Annotated in this window: 15 protein-coding genes; 9 read left to right on the forward strand and 6 right to left on the reverse strand. The window is 58.7% G+C overall.

The features are described from left to right. Positions 1–30 precede the first annotated feature (30 nt). A complete protein-coding gene (locus CVU60_13140) occupies positions 31–1,704 on the reverse strand; it encodes a transporter (protein PKN40966.1) in 1,674 nt (557 codons plus the stop codon). Between the two features lie 314 nt (positions 1,705–2,018). Here CVU60_13140 and CVU60_13145 point away from each other — a divergent pair, with 314 nt between their 5' ends. The 6 genes from CVU60_13145 to CVU60_13170 all read left to right on the forward strand — a co-directional run bounded on the left by CVU60_13145 (position 2,019) and on the right by CVU60_13170 (position 10,035). Further along, positions 2,019–4,430 carry a phosphoenolpyruvate synthase gene (locus CVU60_13145; protein ID PKN40967.1) on the forward strand — a complete coding sequence of 804 codons (2,412 nt, stop codon included), beginning with the start codon at positions 2,019–2,021 and terminating at the stop codon, positions 4,428–4,430. A 432-nt stretch (positions 4,431–4,862) separates the two neighbouring features. After that, on the forward strand, positions 4,863–6,176 hold the full coding sequence (ablA, locus tag CVU60_13150; protein ID PKN40968.1) for a lysine 2,3-aminomutase: 1,314 nt from the start codon (positions 4,863–4,865) through the stop codon (positions 6,174–6,176). After that, entirely contained in the window at positions 6,166–7,023 is an 858-nt protein-coding gene (gene ablB, locus CVU60_13155) for a putative beta-lysine N-acetyltransferase (GenBank protein PKN40969.1), read from the forward strand. Before ablA ends, ablB begins: the two co-directional genes overlap by 11 nt. Then, positions 6,980–7,867 (forward strand): YitT family protein, encoded by an 888-nt coding sequence (locus CVU60_13160; protein ID PKN40970.1) that lies wholly within the window; start codon positions 6,980–6,982, stop codon positions 7,865–7,867. Before ablB ends, CVU60_13160 begins: the two co-directional genes overlap by 44 nt. Before the next feature lie 78 nt (positions 7,868–7,945). Beyond that, entirely contained in the window at positions 7,946–8,674 is a 729-nt protein-coding gene (locus tag CVU60_13165; protein PKN40971.1) for a DNA-binding response regulator, read from the forward strand. After that, the gene (locus CVU60_13170) at positions 8,671–10,035 is read left to right on the forward strand and encodes a two-component sensor histidine kinase (protein ID PKN40972.1); all 1,365 of its coding nucleotides are present in this window, start codon (positions 8,671–8,673) and stop codon (positions 10,033–10,035) included. The genes CVU60_13165 and CVU60_13170 overlap by 4 nt, the downstream gene beginning before the upstream one ends. Positions 10,036–10,086: 51 nt before the next feature. Here the strand turns inward: CVU60_13170 and CVU60_13175 are convergent, their stop codons facing one another. The 3 genes from CVU60_13175 to CVU60_13185 form a co-directional block, all read right to left on the reverse strand. Continuing rightward, positions 10,087–10,908 (reverse strand): hypothetical protein, encoded by an 822-nt coding sequence (locus CVU60_13175; protein PKN40973.1) that lies wholly within the window; start codon positions 10,906–10,908, stop codon positions 10,087–10,089. A 215-nt stretch (positions 10,909–11,123) separates the two neighbouring features. Beyond that, the gene (locus CVU60_13180; protein PKN40974.1) at positions 11,124–11,810 is read right to left on the reverse strand and encodes an HD family phosphohydrolase; all 687 of its coding nucleotides are present in this window, start codon (positions 11,808–11,810) and stop codon (positions 11,124–11,126) included. A 66-nt stretch (positions 11,811–11,876) separates the two neighbouring features. Next, positions 11,877–12,779: a GGDEF domain-containing protein gene (locus CVU60_13185; protein ID PKN40975.1), complete on the reverse strand. Its 903-nt coding sequence runs from the start codon at positions 12,777–12,779 to the stop codon at positions 11,877–11,879. 1,098 nt (positions 12,780–13,877) lie between these two features. Here CVU60_13185 and CVU60_13190 point away from each other — a divergent pair. Both CVU60_13190 and CVU60_13195 read left to right on the forward strand, forming a co-directional pair. Further along, positions 13,878–14,090 (forward strand): hypothetical protein, encoded by a 213-nt coding sequence (locus CVU60_13190; GenBank protein ID PKN40976.1) that lies wholly within the window; start codon positions 13,878–13,880, stop codon positions 14,088–14,090. Positions 14,091–14,115: 25 nt separating this feature from the next. After that, complete coding sequence (locus tag CVU60_13195; GenBank protein PKN40977.1) at positions 14,116–14,415, forward strand: antibiotic biosynthesis monooxygenase; 300 nt, start codon at positions 14,116–14,118, stop codon at positions 14,413–14,415. 41 nt (positions 14,416–14,456) lie between these two features. On the opposite strand, the gene CVU60_13200 is transcribed toward CVU60_13195, so the two are convergent. After that, complete coding sequence (locus CVU60_13200; GenBank protein PKN41025.1) at positions 14,457–15,098, reverse strand: cytochrome B; 642 nt, start codon at positions 15,096–15,098, stop codon at positions 14,457–14,459. A gap of 129 nt (positions 15,099–15,227) precedes the next feature. On the opposite strand from CVU60_13200, the gene CVU60_13205 reads away from it, so the two are divergent. After that, positions 15,228–16,016, forward strand: a complete 789-nt coding sequence (locus CVU60_13205) for a methyltransferase type 12 (GenBank protein PKN40978.1) — start codon at positions 15,228–15,230, stop codon at positions 16,014–16,016. A 216-nt stretch (positions 16,017–16,232) separates the two neighbouring features. Here the strand turns inward: CVU60_13205 and lon are convergent, their stop codons facing one another. Further along, complete coding sequence (lon, locus tag CVU60_13210; protein PKN40979.1) at positions 16,233–18,680, reverse strand: endopeptidase La; 2,448 nt, start codon at positions 18,678–18,680, stop codon at positions 16,233–16,235. Positions 18,681–18,708: the final 28 nt, after the last annotated feature.

The raw sequence follows: 18,708 nt of genomic DNA on the forward strand, positions 1-18,708 counted from the left end.
ATCCGGGGGGCTATGAGTCAGGGGGAGGGGCTAATTCTCGGAAGACACGGAGCGGGCGATGGAATAGCAGTAATCGCCGATTTTTTCGAGCCGGGCCAGAAGGTTGATGAAGGTAAGGCCGCCCTCGATCCCGCATTTGCCGATCTTGAGCCGCTCGATATGGGCCTCGCGCATGGTCTCGCGCATGGCGTCGATGGTTCGCTCCGCCTCTTCGGCCTTCTCCATCAGATCCTCGGGCTGCCTGATCAGGGCTTCGCTGATCATTTTCAGGAATTCATCGACCTTGGCCGCGATAATGAACAGATCGCGCATGGCGACCTCGTTGAATTTCAGTTCGTTATCAACAATATCCTCGCACAGCAGGCCAAACGCTTCCACGGCATCGCCGATACGTTCAAGGTTGTTGACGACGCGCATCTGCTCGGCGATATCGTTGGAGATGGCCTCGTTGATCTCGCTTTGCATGGTCTTGGCCAGAAAGGTGGAAATGGCCCTGTGCATGGCGTTGACCTGGTCTTCGAACCGCTGCCGCTGGCGAATGGTGCGATGATCCCGCGTCTCCAGACATTCCAGGGCGTTGTTGTATGCCGCCTGCACGGTCAGCGACATGCGATGGATTTCACCCCGTACCTGGGCCAGCGCGGCCACGGGGTTGTCCTCGACGTGCTGTTCAAAGACAGGTTGGCGAAAGAGGGAGTCGCCCGTGGTCTTGTCCTTGGGAGACATCCAGGTCCCTATCCGCACCAGCACGGGCAGGAAAACCAGAAAAACGAGAGCGTTGGTCAAGTTGAAAAGCGTATGGCCGTTGGCCAGATAGCGTGCCACATGGGGATATTCCTCCCCGACATGGATATCCCAAGGTTCAGCCCCCATGACGTTTTGGGTTATCCACTCAACGCCCTGTAAAAACCAGGGAAAGATGAGCAGCATGATTATCACGCCAAGCACGTTGAACATGGTGTTGGACCGCGCCGCCCGGTGGGAGTCGATGTTCGACGCTCCGATGGTGGCAAGCTCGGCTGTAATGGTGGTGCCGATGTTCTCGCCCAGAACCAGGGCCATGGCCGAAGGAAAGTCGAGCAGCCCCTGGGTGGCCAGGGCCATGGTCAGACCCACCGTGGCCGAGGAAGACTGCAAAATCATGGTCAGCCCGCAGCCGGTGGCCACGCAAAGCAGTATCCCGCCGAGAGAAGAGGCGTTGAACTTGGTGAAAAAGGCTATGAATTCAGGCTCTACGCGCAGCGGCTTCAATCCGTCGCCCATGACCGTCATGCCGAAAAAGAGCAGGCCGAAACCCAGTATGACTTCGCCCAGATAGCGATATTTCTTGCGCGTGGAAAAATACTTGAGGGGGACTCCGATGGCGATGGCCGGCAGGGCCAGATTCGAGAGCTTGAAGGCGATGAGCTGGGCGGTCATGGTCGTGCCCACGTTGCAGCCGAGCATCACGCCAACGGCCTGGGTCAGGGACATGAGCCCGGCCGAGACGAAGCTTATGAGCATGACCGTGGTGGCCGATGACGACTGCACCAGGGCGGTGACGGCCGCGCCCGTGGCAAATCCCACCACCCTGTTATCGGACACGGCTTTTAGAACGTTGCGTATCCTGTTGCCTGCGGCCATCTGCAGGCCCTCGGTCATGAGCTTCATCCCGAGGATGAAAATACCGAGCCCTCCAAGGGTCTGAATCAAAATATTGAGCATAAATTTTCCATGGGATTTTTTGTGATGGTTGTATGACAAAGACGCGAAACCCGCACCTCTGTATGGTATCTTAGGCGTTAAGAAAAGTTTTTTTACGATTGGGAAACAAAACTGTCACAAAACGGTAACAATAGAATTATTTTCTTTAAATATAGTCGATTAAACACATGCGAATTATGACAGGAAGCAAAAACAAGGCTTCCGGCCACGACTTTGGCCTGGCCTAAAGCACTTCACGAGTTGCACAATTCGGGTAGCCGTGAGATAAAAAAAAAGATGCGCTCAAATTCCTTTTGCACCCAAGGAGGACTTCCGTGGATAAACAAAACGCATTTGTGCTCTGGTTCGACGAACTGGGAATAGAAGATGTGCCGTTGGTCGGCGGCAAGAACGCGAGCCTCGGCGAGATGTACCGCAACCTTGTGCCCAAGGGCGTGCCCATTCCGAACGGTTTCGCGATCACTGCCCATGCCTATCGCCATCTGCTCAAGGCTTCCGGGGCCATGGACAAGATCAAGGGCATCATGGAAGGCCTTGACACCCACGACATGGACAATCTCATGGAGCGCGGCAGCCGCGTCCGCGCCCTGATCCGCAATCTCGAAATCCCGGCGGACCTGCAAGGCGCCATCATAGGCGCCTACCGCAAGCTGGAAGAAACATATGGAAAGAATGTGGACATGGCCGTGCGCTCCTCGGCCACGGCTGAAGATCTGCCCGACGCGAGCTTCGCCGGCCAGCAGGAGACCTACCTGAACATCCGGGGCGCCGAAGACCTGCTGGACGCCTGCCAGCGATGCTTTGCCTCCCTGTTCACCAACAGGGCCATCTCCTACCGCCAGGACAAGGGCTTCGACCATTTCTCCATCGCCCTGTCCATCGGCGTGCAGAAGATGGTGCGTTCGGACCTCTCGGCCAGCGGCGTCATGTTCTCCATCGACACCGAGACCGGTTTCAAGGACGCGGTTTTTCTGACCGGAGCCTGGGGTCTGGGTGAAAACGTGGTCCAGGGCGCAGTCAACCCGGATGAATGGTACATCTTCAAGCCCACCCTCAAAAAAGGGTTCAAGCCCATCATCATGAAGCGGGTCGGCGGGAAGGCCATCAAGATGATCTACACCACCGATGCCAAGGCCCCGACCAAGAACGTGGCCGTGCCCGAAGAGGATCGGCGCAGGCTGGTCATAAGCGACGAGGAGGTTGTAGCCCTGGCCCGCATGGCCTGCACCATCGAGGAACATTACAGCGCCCATCGCGGCCAGTTCACGCCCATGGACATCGAATGGGCCAAGGACGGACAGACCGGCGAACTGTTCATCGTTCAGGCGCGGCCGGAGACGGTGCACTCCCTGAAAGATCTGGCTGTCCTCAAGAAATACGTCCTTACGGGAAAGGGGGAGACACTGGTCGAAGGCCAGTCCGTGGGCGAACTTATCGGCCAGGGGCCGGTGCAGGTCATTAAATCCGCAGGGATGATCCACACTTTCCGCAAGGGCGAGGTCCTGGTCACGGACATGACCGACCCGGACTGGGAGCCGATCATGAAGATCGCCTCGGCCATCGTCACCAATCGTGGCGGGAGGACCTGTCACGCGGCCATCGTCAGCCGCGAACTCGGCATCCCCTGCATCGTCGGCACGGGCAACGCGACCACAAAACTCAGCCAGGGCGAGGATGTGACCGTGGTCTGCTCCGAGGGTTCCATCGGCAGCGTCTACCGGGGGCTTGTGCCCTTCGAGATCCAGGAGACTGATCTTGGCACCCTGCCCAAACCCAAAACCAAGATCATGATGAACCTGGCCAGCCCCGAACAGGCTTTCGAGAAAAGTTTCATCCCCAACGAGGGAGTGGGCCTGGCGCGGGAGGAGTTCATCATCAACTCCTACATCAAGATCCATCCCCTGGCGCTCCTGAACTACGAGGACCTGCCGGACGACATCCTGAAGCGCGCCATCGCCGACATGACCTCGGGCTATGCCGACAAGGCGGAGTTTTTTGTCGACAAGCTGGCCGAAGGAGTGGGCATGATCGCGGCCGCCTTCTATCCCAAGCAGGTCATCGTACGCCTGTCGGACTTCAAGTCCAACGAATACGCCAACCTCATCGGCGGCAAGCTCTTCGAGCCGGAAGAAGAGAACCCCATGATCGGCTGGCGCGGGGCCTCGCGCTACTACTCCCCGAACTACAAGGAGGCCTTCGGCCTTGAATGCCGGGCCATGAAGAAGATCCGCGAGGAAATGGGACTGACCAACGTGGAGATCATGATCCCCTTCCCGCGCACCGTGGAAGAGGCGAAAAAAGTCATTGAGACCATGGCCGAGTATGGCCTGAAACAGGGCGAGAACGGGCTCAAGGTCATCGGCATGTGCGAGATCCCGTCCAACGTGATCATGGCCGAGGAGTTCCTTGAAGTCTTCGACGGCTTCTCCATCGGCACCAACGACCTGACCCAGCTCATCCTCGGCGTGGACCGCGACTCTTCACTGGTGGCCCACGTCTATGACGAGCGCAATCCGGCCGTGAAGCGTTTCGTCAAGCAGGTCATCGAGGTGGCTGTCAAAAAAGGCAAGTACATCGGAATCTGCGGTCAGGCCCCAAGCGACTACCCCGAGTTCGCGGAGTTTGTGGTCGAATGCGGCATAGACTCCATGTCACTGAATCCGGACACGATCATCAAGACCACCCTCATCGTGGCCGAGCTCGAAAAGAAATTGAACCAAGGCTAGCTGACTGTAGAAAAAATCAAATTTGCAGGCCGCTCTGGGGGCGGCCTGCCAGGCATCCCTCGGAGCCGGGCGCATTGAGCGCGTCCGGCTCTGATTTTCCGCTCCCGGAAACGTCCTTCCAATCGCTTGCCACTCCCCGTCTTGTCTCGAAAAAAGAGTCACCCAATCGGGTATTCACTCATACCCGAAACACAACCCCCGTATCCCCTTGAACTGAAAGATCATGCGTGATCTATAGCGCCAATCCTGCGACCAAGAATAGATTCATCAAAACCATTACAAAATTTCTGCTTATTACAGAACATAGTTCTTTTTATGAAAGAACTGCTTTTTCTTTGATTTTTTTTGAACTCATAAATTACAAAATGTAATCTTTGAATCAACTCTCCTAGTTATAATTCAGAGAAAAACGGTCGCGGAAAAGGAGATGGAATGCCGATATATTCTGAAAACCAGCGACGCCTGGCAAAAATCATTGCTGAAGGCGCTACCCGTTCCAACTGGACTGATTGGAAGTGGCACGTCCGCAACAGCATCAAAACCATCGAGGGAGTCGAGCGTCTGCTTGGCATCGAATTTACCGAGAAGGAACGCAAAGCGCTGAAGAACACCACGGAAAAGTTTCCGATGGCCATCACGCCATACTATCTGTCCCTCATCGATCCCAGCGACTATCGCAACGATCCCGTGTTCATGCAGGCATTCCCCTCGACCGACGAACTGCGCATCGAAAGCCATGACATGAGCGACCCCCTGCACGAGGACGAGGACTCCCCTGTGCCCGGCCTGACTCACCGCTACCCGGACCGGGTGCTGCTGCATGTCAGCAACACCTGCGCAATGTACTGCCGCCACTGCACCCGCAAGCGCAAGGTCGGCGACCGTGACTCCATCCCGAGCCGCGAGGATCTGCGCCAGGGCATCGAATATATCCGGAACACTCCGCAGGTACGCGACGTGCTCCTGTCCGGTGGCGACCCCTTTCTGCTTTCGGACGACATGCTTGATTGGCTGTTGACCGAGATCGGCAGCATCGAACACGTGGAAGTCATCCGCATCGGGACGCGCACCCCGGTGGTTCTGCCGTACCGCATCACCGACGAACTGGTCGAGATGCTCAAAAAGCATCATCCGCTCTGGATCAACACGCATTTCAATCATCCTGCGGAGATCACGGCCTCGTCCAAGCAGGCCCTGGCCAAGCTGGCCAACGCGGGCATTCCCCTTGGCAACCAGAGCGTGCTGCTGGCCGGAGTGAACGACTGTCCGCGCCTGATCAAGGTCCTGAACCACAAGCTGGTGCGCAACAGGGTCCGCCCCTATTACCTGTACCAGTGCGACCTGTCCGAGGGCCTGACCCATTTCCGCACGCCCATCGGCAAGGGCATCGAGATCCTGGAGAGCCTGCGCGGCCACACCAGCGGCTTCTCCATCCCTACCTACGTGGTCGATGCTCCGGGCGGCGGCGGCAAGATCCCGCTCATGCCCAACTACATCATCTCCTGGACCGCGAACAAGGTCGTGCTGCGCAACTACGAGGGCGTCATCACCACCTATCACGAGCCCGCCCACTACGAGCCGACCTACTGCGACCGCGAGTGCACGACCTGCAACCTGCAGCTGCGCGAGGCCGACGCCGAGGAAAAGGCCATCGGCATCGAGAGCCTGCTCGCCGACTGGGATGACACCCAGAGCCTGACTCCCGAAGAGAACGAACGCATAGGGAGGCGTACCGATGCAGCCTGATAGCATGATTCGCATGACAGGGGCCCTGCTCCAGCACGGACCGGCCAGCGACCGTGTCTATCTCATGAAACTGGCTTCCCCGGATGTGCCGCGCATCATCCGCTTCATGGAGCAACTGGCCTCGACCAACGGCTATTCCAAGCTTTTCGCCAAGGTCCCCGGACCGGCCGAGGGCTGGTTCAGAGCCCAGGGCTTCAAGGTGGAAGCCAGAGTCCCGGGCATGTTCAACGGCAGCGAGGACGGCTGCTTCATGGCCAAGTATCCCAAAAGGGAGCGCTCCGTCATCAGCAGCCCCAAGCTGGTGCAAAAAGTGCTGAGCACGGCCAAGGAGCAAAGCGTTCAAAGCGGGCGAAGCCTGCCGTACGGGTGGAAGATCGACGCAATGAAACCAGAGGATGCTAAAGCCATGGCGGAACTCTATCGCCAGGTTTTCGAAACCTATCCCTTCCCCATCCACGATCCGGAGTATCTGCGCGAGACAATGGATTCGCACGTGCGTTACTTCGGGATTCGCGATGACTCGGGTCACTTGACAGCCCTGGCATCGGCTGAAATGGATTGTTCCGCCGGCAATGTGGAAATGACGGACTTCGCCACAAGCGCCGAGTGTCGCGGCAAGGGTCTGGCCAGCATTCTGCTGGCGCACATGGAAAGGGAGATGGCCAAGACCGGAATCGACACCGCCTACACCATCGCCCGGGCCCACGCCACCGGCATGAATATCGTTTTTGCCAGGCAGGGGTACGCCTTCGCCGGCACCTTGCCCAACAACACCCAGATCAAAGGCGATCTTGAGAGCATGAATGTCTGGTACAAATCCCTTGAGGCCCGCAATAAAACGCTTTGATCTGGCCTACTCCATCCGCTGGAACCTTTTTCTGATCACCAGCGGAGCGCTCATGTGCGCCTTCGCCATGAAAGGAATCGCCATTCCCCAGAAGTTCATACCCGGCGGTTTTTTCGGCGTGGGCGCGCTCATCTATTATTCGACTGGCTGGCTCACCCCGGGCATTCTCTTTTTTCTGATCAACCTGCCCGCCTTTGCCCTTGGCTGGTACAAGCTCAGTCCCCGCTTCGTTCTCTACAGCCTCTATGGGCTTATGGTCATGACAGTGGCCTACGAACTCATGAACTTCACCGTCGTGATCCATGACCAGTTCTACGCGGCCGTGGCCTGCGGGGTGCTGAACGGACTCGGCGGAGGGCTCATCCTACGCTCCCTGGGGTCGGGAGGCGGCCTTGACATCCTCGCGGTCTATCTCTTCCAGAACTACAATATCGGCGTGGGCAAGGTTTATTTCGGCTTCAACCTTGTGCTTTTCCTGCTCTGCCTGACGACCATGCCCACCGATCTGGTCATTGTTTCCCTGATCCTGGTCTTCATCACCTCCGCCATGGTCGAACAGACCCTCGCGCTCTTTTCACAGCGCAAGGTCGTCTTCATCATCTCCGATCATTCCGAAGCCATCAGCCAGGCCATCCTCGATTCCCTGAAGCAAAGCGCTACCTTCCTGAAAGGCATGGGAGCGTTCAGCAAGCGCGAAAAGAACGTGCTCATGACCGTGGTCAACAACATCCAGCTCAAGAAACTCGAAGAGATCACCTTCACGCACGATCCACAGGCCCTCTTCATAGTGGAGAACACCTTCACGGTGCTGGGCTCGAGCTTCTCCAAGCGCAAGATCTACTGAGTCGAAATTTACATTTTTTTACATCTTCATTCCCGACCGACGCGTGCATGACCTCGATTCCTGCGGCATAGAAGAGCAATGAAACACGGATTTCCACCCTGGAGCGACGGTCTGCCCAAACCCGGGACGCCCATCCTGCTCATCGACGATGACCGGGACCTGTGCGCCCTGCTGCAAGAATACTGCGCTGCGGAAGGCCTCGCCCTGCACCCCGAAAACAGTGGGGCGGCCGGAATACCCCTCGCATTGAGCGAAAAATTCGACCTGGTCATCCTGGACGTGATGATGCCGGGCATGTCCGGTATGGACACCCTGCGCGCCATCCGCTCCCAGAGCATGGTTCCGGTGCTGATGCTCACGGCCATGGGCGATGACATGGACCGAATCCTGGGCCTGGAACTGGGTGCCGACGACTATGTCCCCAAACCCTGCACCCCACGCGAACTGGTCGCCCGCATCCGGGCCATCCTTCGTCGTTCTGGCATGAACAGAGAACCGGACCCTGAAATATTGTCCTCCGGAGACCTCGTGATGTGGCCCGGAAAACGCACAGTGCTGTTTCGGGACGTCCCCCTCAACCTGACCGGAACGGAATTTTCCATTCTCGAAATTCTGCTGCGGCATGCCGGAAAACCGGTCAGCCGGGAAGTCCTGTGCGAAAATGGCCTGGGACGACCCCTGACCCGCTTCGATCGCAGCCTGGACGTGCATCTCTCGAGCATTCGCCACAAGATGGGACATTCCGAGGATGGCCGATCACCCATCCAGACCCTGCGCGGCCGAGGGTATCAGCTGTTGTGGGCATGATCGCTGGCAAACTCTTCTGGCGCTGCTTCCTGGCCACCTGGGCAACTCTGCTCGTCGCCGGGATGCTGACCGTCGCCGGTGTCGAATTCCACCGCCGGGCCGATATTCGCGGCCAATCCCTGCAAAGCGGTCCCAAGACCATGTTTGAACTGGACACGGCCGAATCCGTGCTCCGGTATGCCGGCCCCCAGGCCCTTGCCGCCTTGCTGCAGAAACTCCGACATCCCATGCTGGTTATCGGCCCGGAGGGCCTGGAACTCCGGGGCAGAACCATTTCGCCCGCTCATGCGGCCCTGACCGCAAAATTCGCCACAACCACCGAAGTCCCCCCGCAGGCGCGCCGCATCGACGCGCCCAGCGGGCGCTACATCATTTTTGTTCCTCAGGAACCAACCAGCGAACAACATGCCACGGGGGGCCCCCCGCCCGGCGGACCGCCTCCGGCATGGATACCTCTGGCTTTCGCCCTGCTCGCCAGCTTCACCCTGAGCGCGTTACTGGCCTGGTATCTGGCCAGGCCCGTGAAGCGACTGCGTGAAGCCTTCGCAGCCATGGGCGCGGGACGGCTGGATACCAGGATCGGACACCTGCGACGACGCGGAGATGAATTTGACGATCTGGGCCTGGAGTTCGATCGCATGGCCGGGCACCTGCAGAACCTGATTCTGACCCAGAAGAGGCTGCTGCATGACGTATCCCACGAACTCCGCTCCCCCCTGATCCGCCTGCAGGTGGCCCTGGGCATTGTTCGGCAGGACCCGGGAAAGCTCGAAACGAGCCTTGTGCGCATGGAGCATGAAGTGCAACGTCTGGACTGTCTCATTGACGAAATCCTGACCTTGGCCCGCCTTGACTCCGGGGTGGACAGGGACGGTTGGGAACTCGTGGACTTGGGGGAACTGGCGGAGGAAATCGTTCACGACGCCTGCTTCGAAACCGGGGTGCAAGGCTCCCTGGTCCGGCTTACCGAGCGAGTCCCTGCCGTTATTCAAGGCAACCGGCGCCTTCTGGCGCGGGCGCTGGAAAACGTGATCCGCAACGGAATAAGATATTCCCCGGCAGAGGCCATGCTCGATTTGGATATCGACATCCGGGGAGAATCGGCCCTGATCCGAGTGTCGGACCAGGGCCCGGGCATCCCGGAAACGGAACTTGCCCGGATTTTCGAACCCTTCAATCGTGATGCGAACGCCTCAGGTCACGGCGGGTTCGGCCTGGGACTGGCCATTGCGCGAGGAGCGGTGCGGCTGCATGGGGGAAGCATCCGTGCAAGGAATCTGGACCCACACGGACTCTGCGTCGAAATTCTGCTTCCCCTCAAGCCATCTCCCATCGGGTACCCGGACAAACCTGTTCGCTGAAACGCCCTGCAGCCGGGATGAAAATGCAGGGCCGGACGAGCCGGCCCCACATCATGCCGTGACGGACAATCCTCCCCCTGAAAGATATGACTGGGCGTCCATGCCCATGAGACGGTACGCCTCGTATTTCGAGGACATGAGAATCTGGGAAAGACCCGTCTTCTGCGCTACGCCGCTGCCTGTCACGCCCAGAGAAGCGAGAATTTCGGCAGCATCTACCACGCCATCCTCATTCGTGTCCGCCGCGTCGTAACTCTCCACTCCCTCGTCGCTTTCCGAGGGCGAGGGGCCGCCGGCTCCTCCACCGAGAGCGGAAAGCGAATTGTTGCCCTTCAGAGACTCGAGTCCGGCGCTGTGTTCAGTCGCGGTGATCAGTCCGTCGCCGTCGGCGTCCAGGGCGGCGAAAAGTTCCGAAGCGTCGACACTCCTCCCGCTTTCCTCGTTCCTGGCCGCAACGGCGCTCGCCAGTTCCTCCGCGGTGATGCTTCCATCCCCATCCGCGTCGGTTTCCGTGAAAAGCGCCTCGGCCAGCGATTTCATGTCCTGTCCCATGCTCATGCCGGTCAGCATGCTGGCCCGGGCCAGATCCTTGTGCATGGAGGCCAGGCCCGACTCGTGCTCCTCCTCGGTAACAAGACCGTCCCCGTCGGCATCCAGGGCACTGAACAATTCCGCCGCATCCGGCCCCTGACCATTCCTGGGCTTGGACGCAAGAGCCGCAGACAGTTCTTCCTGATCGATGGCTCCGCTACCATCCGTATCAGTCGAGGAAAACAGTTCCTTGCTCATCTGGGCCGGATCCTTTTGTGCGGACCTGTTCCATTGAGCCGCCATACTCTGAGAAAATCCGGATGCACCGATCCCACTGATCATGACTTACTCCTTGGTCAAAGGTTGCCGGGGTCAAAGAAAAATCCGAACAGGTCGGATTTTCCCCCCAGGCTCTGCGCAGCAATGCCCAGGCCCTGAACCAAGGTCTTTATGCAAAGTTATCCAAAGATCGGTAAACAAGTGTGATCAAAACGCTTGCCGCCAGCCAGTCTGGCAGCAGGCCGCAGCACCTGGCCCGCAATGCCTCGCAACATCTATCAACCCGCTGCCCGCTCATCTCCGCGCATGCCGGACACCCAGGACCTGATATGCTCGCGGCCCGCCATGAAGGCCCGAACCACCCGGGGATCGTACATCTTCCCGGACTGGGCCATGATCTCGGCCTCGGCATGCTCAAAGCTCATGGCCTCCTTGTAGGGACGCTGCTGCATCATGGCTGAAAGACTGTCTGCCACGGCCAGAATCCGCGCGCCCATGGGGATATCGTATCCGCTGAGTCCATCCGGATATCCAAGACCGTCATAGCGTTCGTGATGATGGCGGATCATGCGCGCCACTCCGCTGTGCCCGTTCAACGCCTTGACCGGCTGCACGATGGCCTCGCCGATGAGCGGATGGCGTTTTATGACTTCGAATTCCTCGCCCGTCAGCGGCCCGGGTTTTTGCAGGATGGCGTCGGGAACGCCGATCTTTCCTATATCGTGCAGATGTCCGGCCAGATGGACCAACTCGGACTGTGCGGGGGTGAAGCCCATGTTCAGGGCCAATATCTGGCTGACCACGGCAACTTCCTCGGAATGGGCGCAGGTCCAGGCGTCCTTGGCGTCCACGGCCCGTCCCAGGGATTCGGCAAACTGGTGCAAGGTCAGCACCAGCGAAGCGCACGGCCCGGCAGTTGCCGAAACGACCTTGCCCTCCGGCAACTGCCCAACAATGTTGAACATATATATCCTTACATCAAAAAGATGGATTGATGGCCCGCAGGCCCTGAACAAATTGATTGAACCGCCCTAGAAACTGGCGGCCTCCAAACGGCAGCACGGAATCGTGCTGGCCATTTCCGCAAAAACCTGATTTCCTCCCAGGCCCTTAGCCCTGTAGAGGCAACTGTCGCAATGATGCACCAGCTCGGCCACGCTTGATCCACGCGCGGGAGTCCACGCGCACAGGCCAATGGAGACAGTGCAGCTTGCGTCGTTGTCCGCTGCAAAGCGGGAGCGGATTCGCTCGCACGCTTTGCAGCAGGCCGAAAATTCGAAAGCCCGAAAAATGACCCCGAACTCGTCCCCGCCAAATCTGAACCCGACATCCACGCCTTCGCGCACCGACTGGGCGATGATTCGACCCAGCGTCGCCAGCACCTCGTCACCTGCCTGATGTCCCAGTGTATCGTTGACCTGCTTGAATCCGTCGCAATCGATGAGCGCCAAGAAAACGCCGGCACCACGCGCAGGATCGCGCAGGGCATCAGGCAGGAACCGGTCGAAATAGCGGCGGTTGTAAAGCCCGGTCAGCGAGTCGCGGTAGGACATCTCCTCGTAAAAGCGCTTGCGCAGATCGCTTTCATCAAGACGCTCATGCAGCGACTTGGTCTGGGATTCGATGTGATGGGCCATCCAGTTCATGTTTCGTTTGAGACGCAGCATCTCATGTTCGTCATCGCCCTCGATGCCCACCGCGAAACGCGCTCCGTAGCGGCCCTTTTGAATCTGCGAGCAAAAATCGTTCAGGGCGCGCAGATCGTGAAGGACCAGAAAATATGCACCGGCGCGGCTCACGGGCGCCAAAAATCCAAGCCCCAAGGCCAGACCCAGAACCAGCATGTTCACAGGATCGATATCCACGCCCGACTCGATCAGAGCGAGAATCGCGGCCATGGGCAGCGGCACGAGGACAAGCAGCAGCAAAGCCATCCGCCTGACGATTCCGATTCGTGACAGCCAGGTTGCCTGGCGAGGCACCCCGGACACTGTCTCGGACTTAGCTCCAACCTCAACCAGGCCGCGCCCCGACGCTCGCCGCGACAAGGTCAGCCCATCCCTGCACAGTTTCAGCACTTTGAGGCCTCGCAACCGTATGGGCAGGTCCCAGGCGCCCCGCAGCCGCCTCCGGCCTTGCGCCAGACGCAACTTTTCAGACAAAGGCGCCGCAACCGCTGCCCGGACGCCCGGTCAAGGCATCGCAGGTCCGCTGCCCCCAGATGCCCTTCGGCTATAAGCCGGGTCAGAGTGGCCTCGGACATTTCAATGCGCAAAGATTCCTTTCCAGTGCACTGCATAAGCAAACCCCGATGATCATTTAGTTTTATTCAGCTTATCTTTGCCGGGACGCAGCCTTTTCAGCTTCACCTGGGCACTCTGTATCCACATCTCCCGAAATTTCATTTCCGGGCGCAGCGGAGACACGACGCGCCCATGACCGCGAACCCATCGCTCCATCAGCCTTCTTGCGCAAACGGTGCATGTCATGAACCGAAAACAACTCCGAACCGTTATCCAACTTGAAACACATACTGCCTCCCTGACGCTGTTATCAATCTCTTGCCCATGGCGAGCCAAAAATCTCCGCTCCGTCTTCCCGGACCCTTCCCCCCGATCTCCAATCTCCCTGAACATAGTCCGGCACTCTTATTTAGCCTATTTTAAATTAGACATGTCTAATAATTTTAGCATAAGAGCAACACAATTTAGATCGCTCAGCGATTTATACATTGCGAACTAAACCAACAAAACAAATAATCTCTTCAACTTCAGGCGATCAATAAAAAACATAATTAGACGTGCCTAATCAATTTGCCCTGATTAGCCCCGACCCTGTCAGCTGTCAACGGGAATTCCTCACCAATGCAAACTTCCGTCACTCAGGAATCTCGAGTCCTGCCGACCAGCACTCGTATGGACAATCCCCTGGAGAGCGCCCGGAAATCATGGGCAGATTCCTCTCATGGGCATTTTTCATTGGCAGCCCCCGTCAGGTCTGGTAACCAAAGCGCAAGCTAATAAGGGGGACTCATGCCCGATTGCGAACTGACTACCAAGTGCCTTTTCTTCAATGACAAAATGGCAAACATGCCAAGCACGGCAAGCATGATGAAGCGCAAATACTGCCAAGGGAATTTTGAAGATTGCGCCCGCTACATCGTGTGTATGGCTCTGGGCAGGGAGAAGGTCCCCGCCGACCTGACGCCAACCCAGACGGACAGGGCAAAACAGCTTATTCGTTGATCAACAACGCCAAAGGAGCCAGCTCATGTTTGTAGTCATCGTGGATGTCGTGACCAGGAAGGAATTCGTGGATAATTTTCGAGAGGCGGTGATGCGGCAAGGCAACAATTCGGTCACCAAAGAAGAGGGGTGTCTCGGTTTTGAAATTCTGCAGGATCCCGAGAATCCGGAGCGCTTCACCCTCTACGAAACGTACACCGACGCCCAAACATTTTATGATGTGCACCGCTCAACACCCCATTTCAAGGAGTACGCGCTGACCACAGATCCATGGGTGCAAAGCAAAAGCGTACGCGCACTCAGCAAAATCTGGCCTTCAGGCTGACATAAGCCGGCGCAAGGGAATGCCCGCACGGCCTGACTCCATTACAGGTATTTGATGGCCGCAAAGCCCAGAATGGCCAGCACAACCAGAGCCGAGGCGGCCAGTTCGAAGTGCCGTTCCATGAAGGGCTTGATACGCGCCCCGAACAGGCGGATGAGTCCAGCCACCAGGAAAAAGCGGGTCGCCCTGCCGAGCACCGAGGCCAGGACGAACTGTCCCAGATCAAAGCTCATCATGCCGGAAGCGATGGTGAAGACCTTGTAGGGAATGGGCGTCACCGCTGCGACCAGCACCCCGAAGAATCCGTAATTCTCATACCAGACGCGGACCATCTCGACCACGGCCTCGCCATGGTACATGCGCACGATGGGCAGCCCCACCGTCTCCCAAAGCCCCCAGCCGATGAAATACCCCAGCATCCCCCCCGCGACCGAGGCCGCAGTGCACCACGCGGCCAGCTTGAACCAGCGTCCGGGCGTCGAAAAACACAGGGCGATGAGCAGCACATCGGGTGGCACGGGAAAAAAGGAGCTCTCGGCAAAGGACAGGAGCACCAGGGCCGGCAGAGCGTAAGGCGTGGCGGCCCAGTGCAGGGTCCAGTAATAGAGCTTGCGCAGGGGGTTGCGAGTGGCGCGGGCCTGTGCCAGATCGTCCGGAGCAGTGGTGGGTGCATCGTGTTTCATTGCGCAGGCAGACCAGCACAAAACAGCGGGGACCACAACAAAAAAACGCGGACCTGCACAGGCCTCTTTTCTTTTGCATGCGATTCCCGCACAGTCCGGCCCAAGGGTCATCCTTGTCCCGGAAATATCATGAGCAGACGCAAAACCCGAAATAAACCCGTGCTTGGCAAGGCGGAACGATCTCCAGGCCGCCGCCCGGTTCTTCCCTGGCCGCTGCCTGCGCTTGTTGCATGGAGTGCTTGCTGGACGCTTTTCCTGGGCCTGCACGCCCTGCAAACCCCGGTTCCGTGGAGTCTGACCCTGGCCACGAGCCTTGGTCTTGCTGCCAGCGCCATGGGCGCCTCCATCTGGCGCAAACTTTTCATCGCCGCCGGCTTCCCCCTCTCTCTGGCTGCATCAAACCTCGGAACCGGACTTCCGCCCTGGGTCTGGCTGATCCCGCTTGCCCTGCTGCTGCTCCTCTACCCCATGAGCGCCTGGCGGGATGCCCCGCTTTTTCCAACCCCCGCTGGCATTCTGGATGGCCTCGAACAGATCGCACCGCTCAAATGCACGGACCGTATTCTGGACGCAGGCTGCGGGCTGGGCAACGGCCTTGCCGAACTGTACCGCGTCTACCCCTTGGCGCAGCTCCATGGACTGGAGAGAAGCTGGCCGCTACGCTTCATGTGCGCCTGGCGTTGCCCCTTCGCCCGGGTGCGTCACGGAGACATCTGGAACGCCGACTGGTCGGCCTATTCCATGGTTTACATGTTCCAGCGCCCCGAGAGCATGGGTCCGGCAGCAGAAAAAGCCATGCGCGAACTTTCGCCCGGCTCCTGGCTGGTCAGCCTTGAATTCGAGGCCACCGCCCTCAAGCCTTTGGCGGTATTGCGCAATCGCCAAGACAAGCCCGTCTGGATCTACCGCATGCGTTGAGCCCACAACCGGCACGGGACACAAACCGTCGCAGTGGCTGAATATACGGATCACCGCCTCCGCGGGAACGACATCGAGACGACGTGACGAAAGATTCTTCATTCCCCGCCAAGCTGAAATCCGTCTTTCTCTTGGCGTAGGCCCATGACCCAAAAACAAAACCCCCGCCGCTTTACGCGACGGGGGTTTTGTTTGAATCGTTCGTTTAACGTTGAGCTATTGCGGACTTGAGAACTCGTGCCCCTTGAGCAGGGCCTTGGAGACCGGGATGATGTCGGCGACAGGACAGAAAAGCGTCTCTTTGGTGACATCCTTCAAGGCCTCGCACAGCACCTGATCCATGTTCTCGACGAACACTATCTCAAGGTCCTTCAGAATGACCTTGGGCACTTCCTTCAGATCCCGCTCGTTCTCCTTGGGCAGCAATACCCGCGTGATGAGACCGCGATGCGCGGCCAGGAGCTTGTCGCGCACCCCGCCGATGGGAAGAACCCGGCCACGCAGGGTGATCTCCCCGGTCATGGCCACGTCGTTCCTGACGGGAATGTCAAGCAAGGCCGAGGCCAGGCAGGTGGCCAGCGTAATCCCGGCCGAGGGCCCGTCCTTGGGGGTGGCTCCTTCGGGCACGTGGATGTGGGTGTCGATTTCCTTGTAGAAATCCTTACGCAGTCCGAAAAACTCCGACCGGGAACGAATGTAGCTGATGGCCGCCTTGGCCGACTCCTGCATGACGTCGCCAAGCTTGCCGGTGATCTCGATCTTGCCCGTGCCGGGCATGAGCGCCACTTCCACAAAGAGAAGCTCCCCGCCGACCTGGGTCCAGGCCAAACCGGTGGCCACGCCGACCTGGGGCTCCTCCTCACGCTGTCCATGCCGCACCTTGGGAATACCCAAGTAGGAGCCAAGCATGGACTTGGTCACGGCCACGGTCTTGTCCATGTCCCCCTCTTCCACCAGAGCCCTGGCCACCTTGCGGCAGACCGAAGCCAGCTCGCGCTCCATGTTGCGCACGCCGGATTCACGGGTGTAGCGGCGGATGATCTCAAGGATCGCGCCCTTAGACATGCTCAGATTTTCGGGCTTCAGGCCATGCTGCTCAAGCTGCTTGGGCAGCAGGAAATCCGTGGCGATGCGTTCCTTCTCCGTCTCGAGGTAGCCGGGGATGGTAATGATCTCCATGCGGTCCTGCAGGGGAAGCGGGATGGTCTGGAGGGAATTGGCCGTGGTGATGAAAAAGACCTGGGACAGATCGTAGTCCATATCCAGGTAATGATCGTTGAAGGCGCTGTTCTGTTCCGGATCGAGGACTTCAAGGAGCGCGGCCGAGGGGTCTCCCCTGAAGTCCATGCTCATCTTGTCGACCTCATCCAGGCAGAAGACCGGATTATTGGTCGAGACGCGCTTGAGCGACTGGATGATCTTGCCGGGCAGTGCACCGACATAGGTCCGGCGATGGCCGCGGATCTCGGCTTCGTCACGCACGCCGCCAAGGGACAGGCGCACGAATTCGCGACCCGTGGCTCGGGCGATGGACTTGGCCAGGGAGGTTTTGCCGACGCCGGGAGGGCCGACCAGACAAAGAATGGGCCCGCGCAATTTTTTTACCAACGCCTGCACGGCCAGGTATTCGAGGATACGCTCCTTGGGCTTTTCAAGGCCGTAATGGTCGTCATCCAAAATTTTCTGCGCCTGCTTGATGTTGATGTCCACATCGCGGATCACGTTCCACGGCAGGGCCAGAATCCAGTCCACGTAGTTGCGCAGCACCGCGTACTCGGCTGAGGACGGAGGGGTCTGGCGCAGCTTTTTCATCTCGGCCATGGCCTTGGCGCGAGCCTCTTCGGGCATGTCCTTGTCCTTGAGCTGGGCTTCGAGCTCCTCCATGTCGGCCTTGGGGTCAAAATCGCGGCCCATCTCCTTGTGGATGGCTTTGAGCTGCTCGCCGAGGTAGTAATCCTTCTGATTCTCCTCCATCTGCTTCTTGACCCGGCCCTTGATCTTCTTTTCCAGAGAAAAGACCTCGACCTCTTCCTGGATGAGTTCATAGACCCGCTCCAGGCGGCGGACAGGGTTGCGCAGTTCGAGAACGGTTTGCTTGCGATCGTAGGCGGCTTTCAGGTGAGGGGCGATGCTGTCGGCCAGACGGCCAGGCTGAGACACGCTGGTGATGGCCAGGACTGTCTCCTTGGCCAGCTTGCGATTGACCTGTGAATATTCCTCCACGGCCTCGTGGGTGGCCCGAACCAGAGCCTCGCCTTCCATGGGGTTGCCCTCCATGTCCGGCAGCGCGGTGGCTTGCACCATCTGGATGCCGTCCTCGATCATGAGCCCGCGCTCATGGTCCCAGGACGCACGGTACAAGCCCTCGAAGAGCACCTTGATGGTCCCGTCGGGCAGACGCAGCATCTGCAGGACCTTGCTGACCGTGCCCACGGCATAGAGGCCGTCCACATCGGGACGCTCCTGTCCGGGGTCTTTCTGGGCGACCAGAAAAATCCGCTTTTCGTATCTGTCCAAGGCCATCTCGATGGCCTTGATGGAAGAATCCCGGCCCACGAAAAGAGGCACGATGGACTTGGGAAACATGACCACTTCGCGCAGGGACATGACCGGAAGGATCATGCTCCCGTGGGTGGATTTCTCGAAAACAATGGCATCGGTCATGATTGATCTCGCGGGTCTTGGCCGACCA

The organism is Deltaproteobacteria bacterium HGW-Deltaproteobacteria-18, assembly GCA_002841885.1.
Lineage (GTDB): Bacteria > Desulfobacterota > Desulfovibrionia > Desulfovibrionales > Desulfomicrobiaceae > Desulfomicrobium.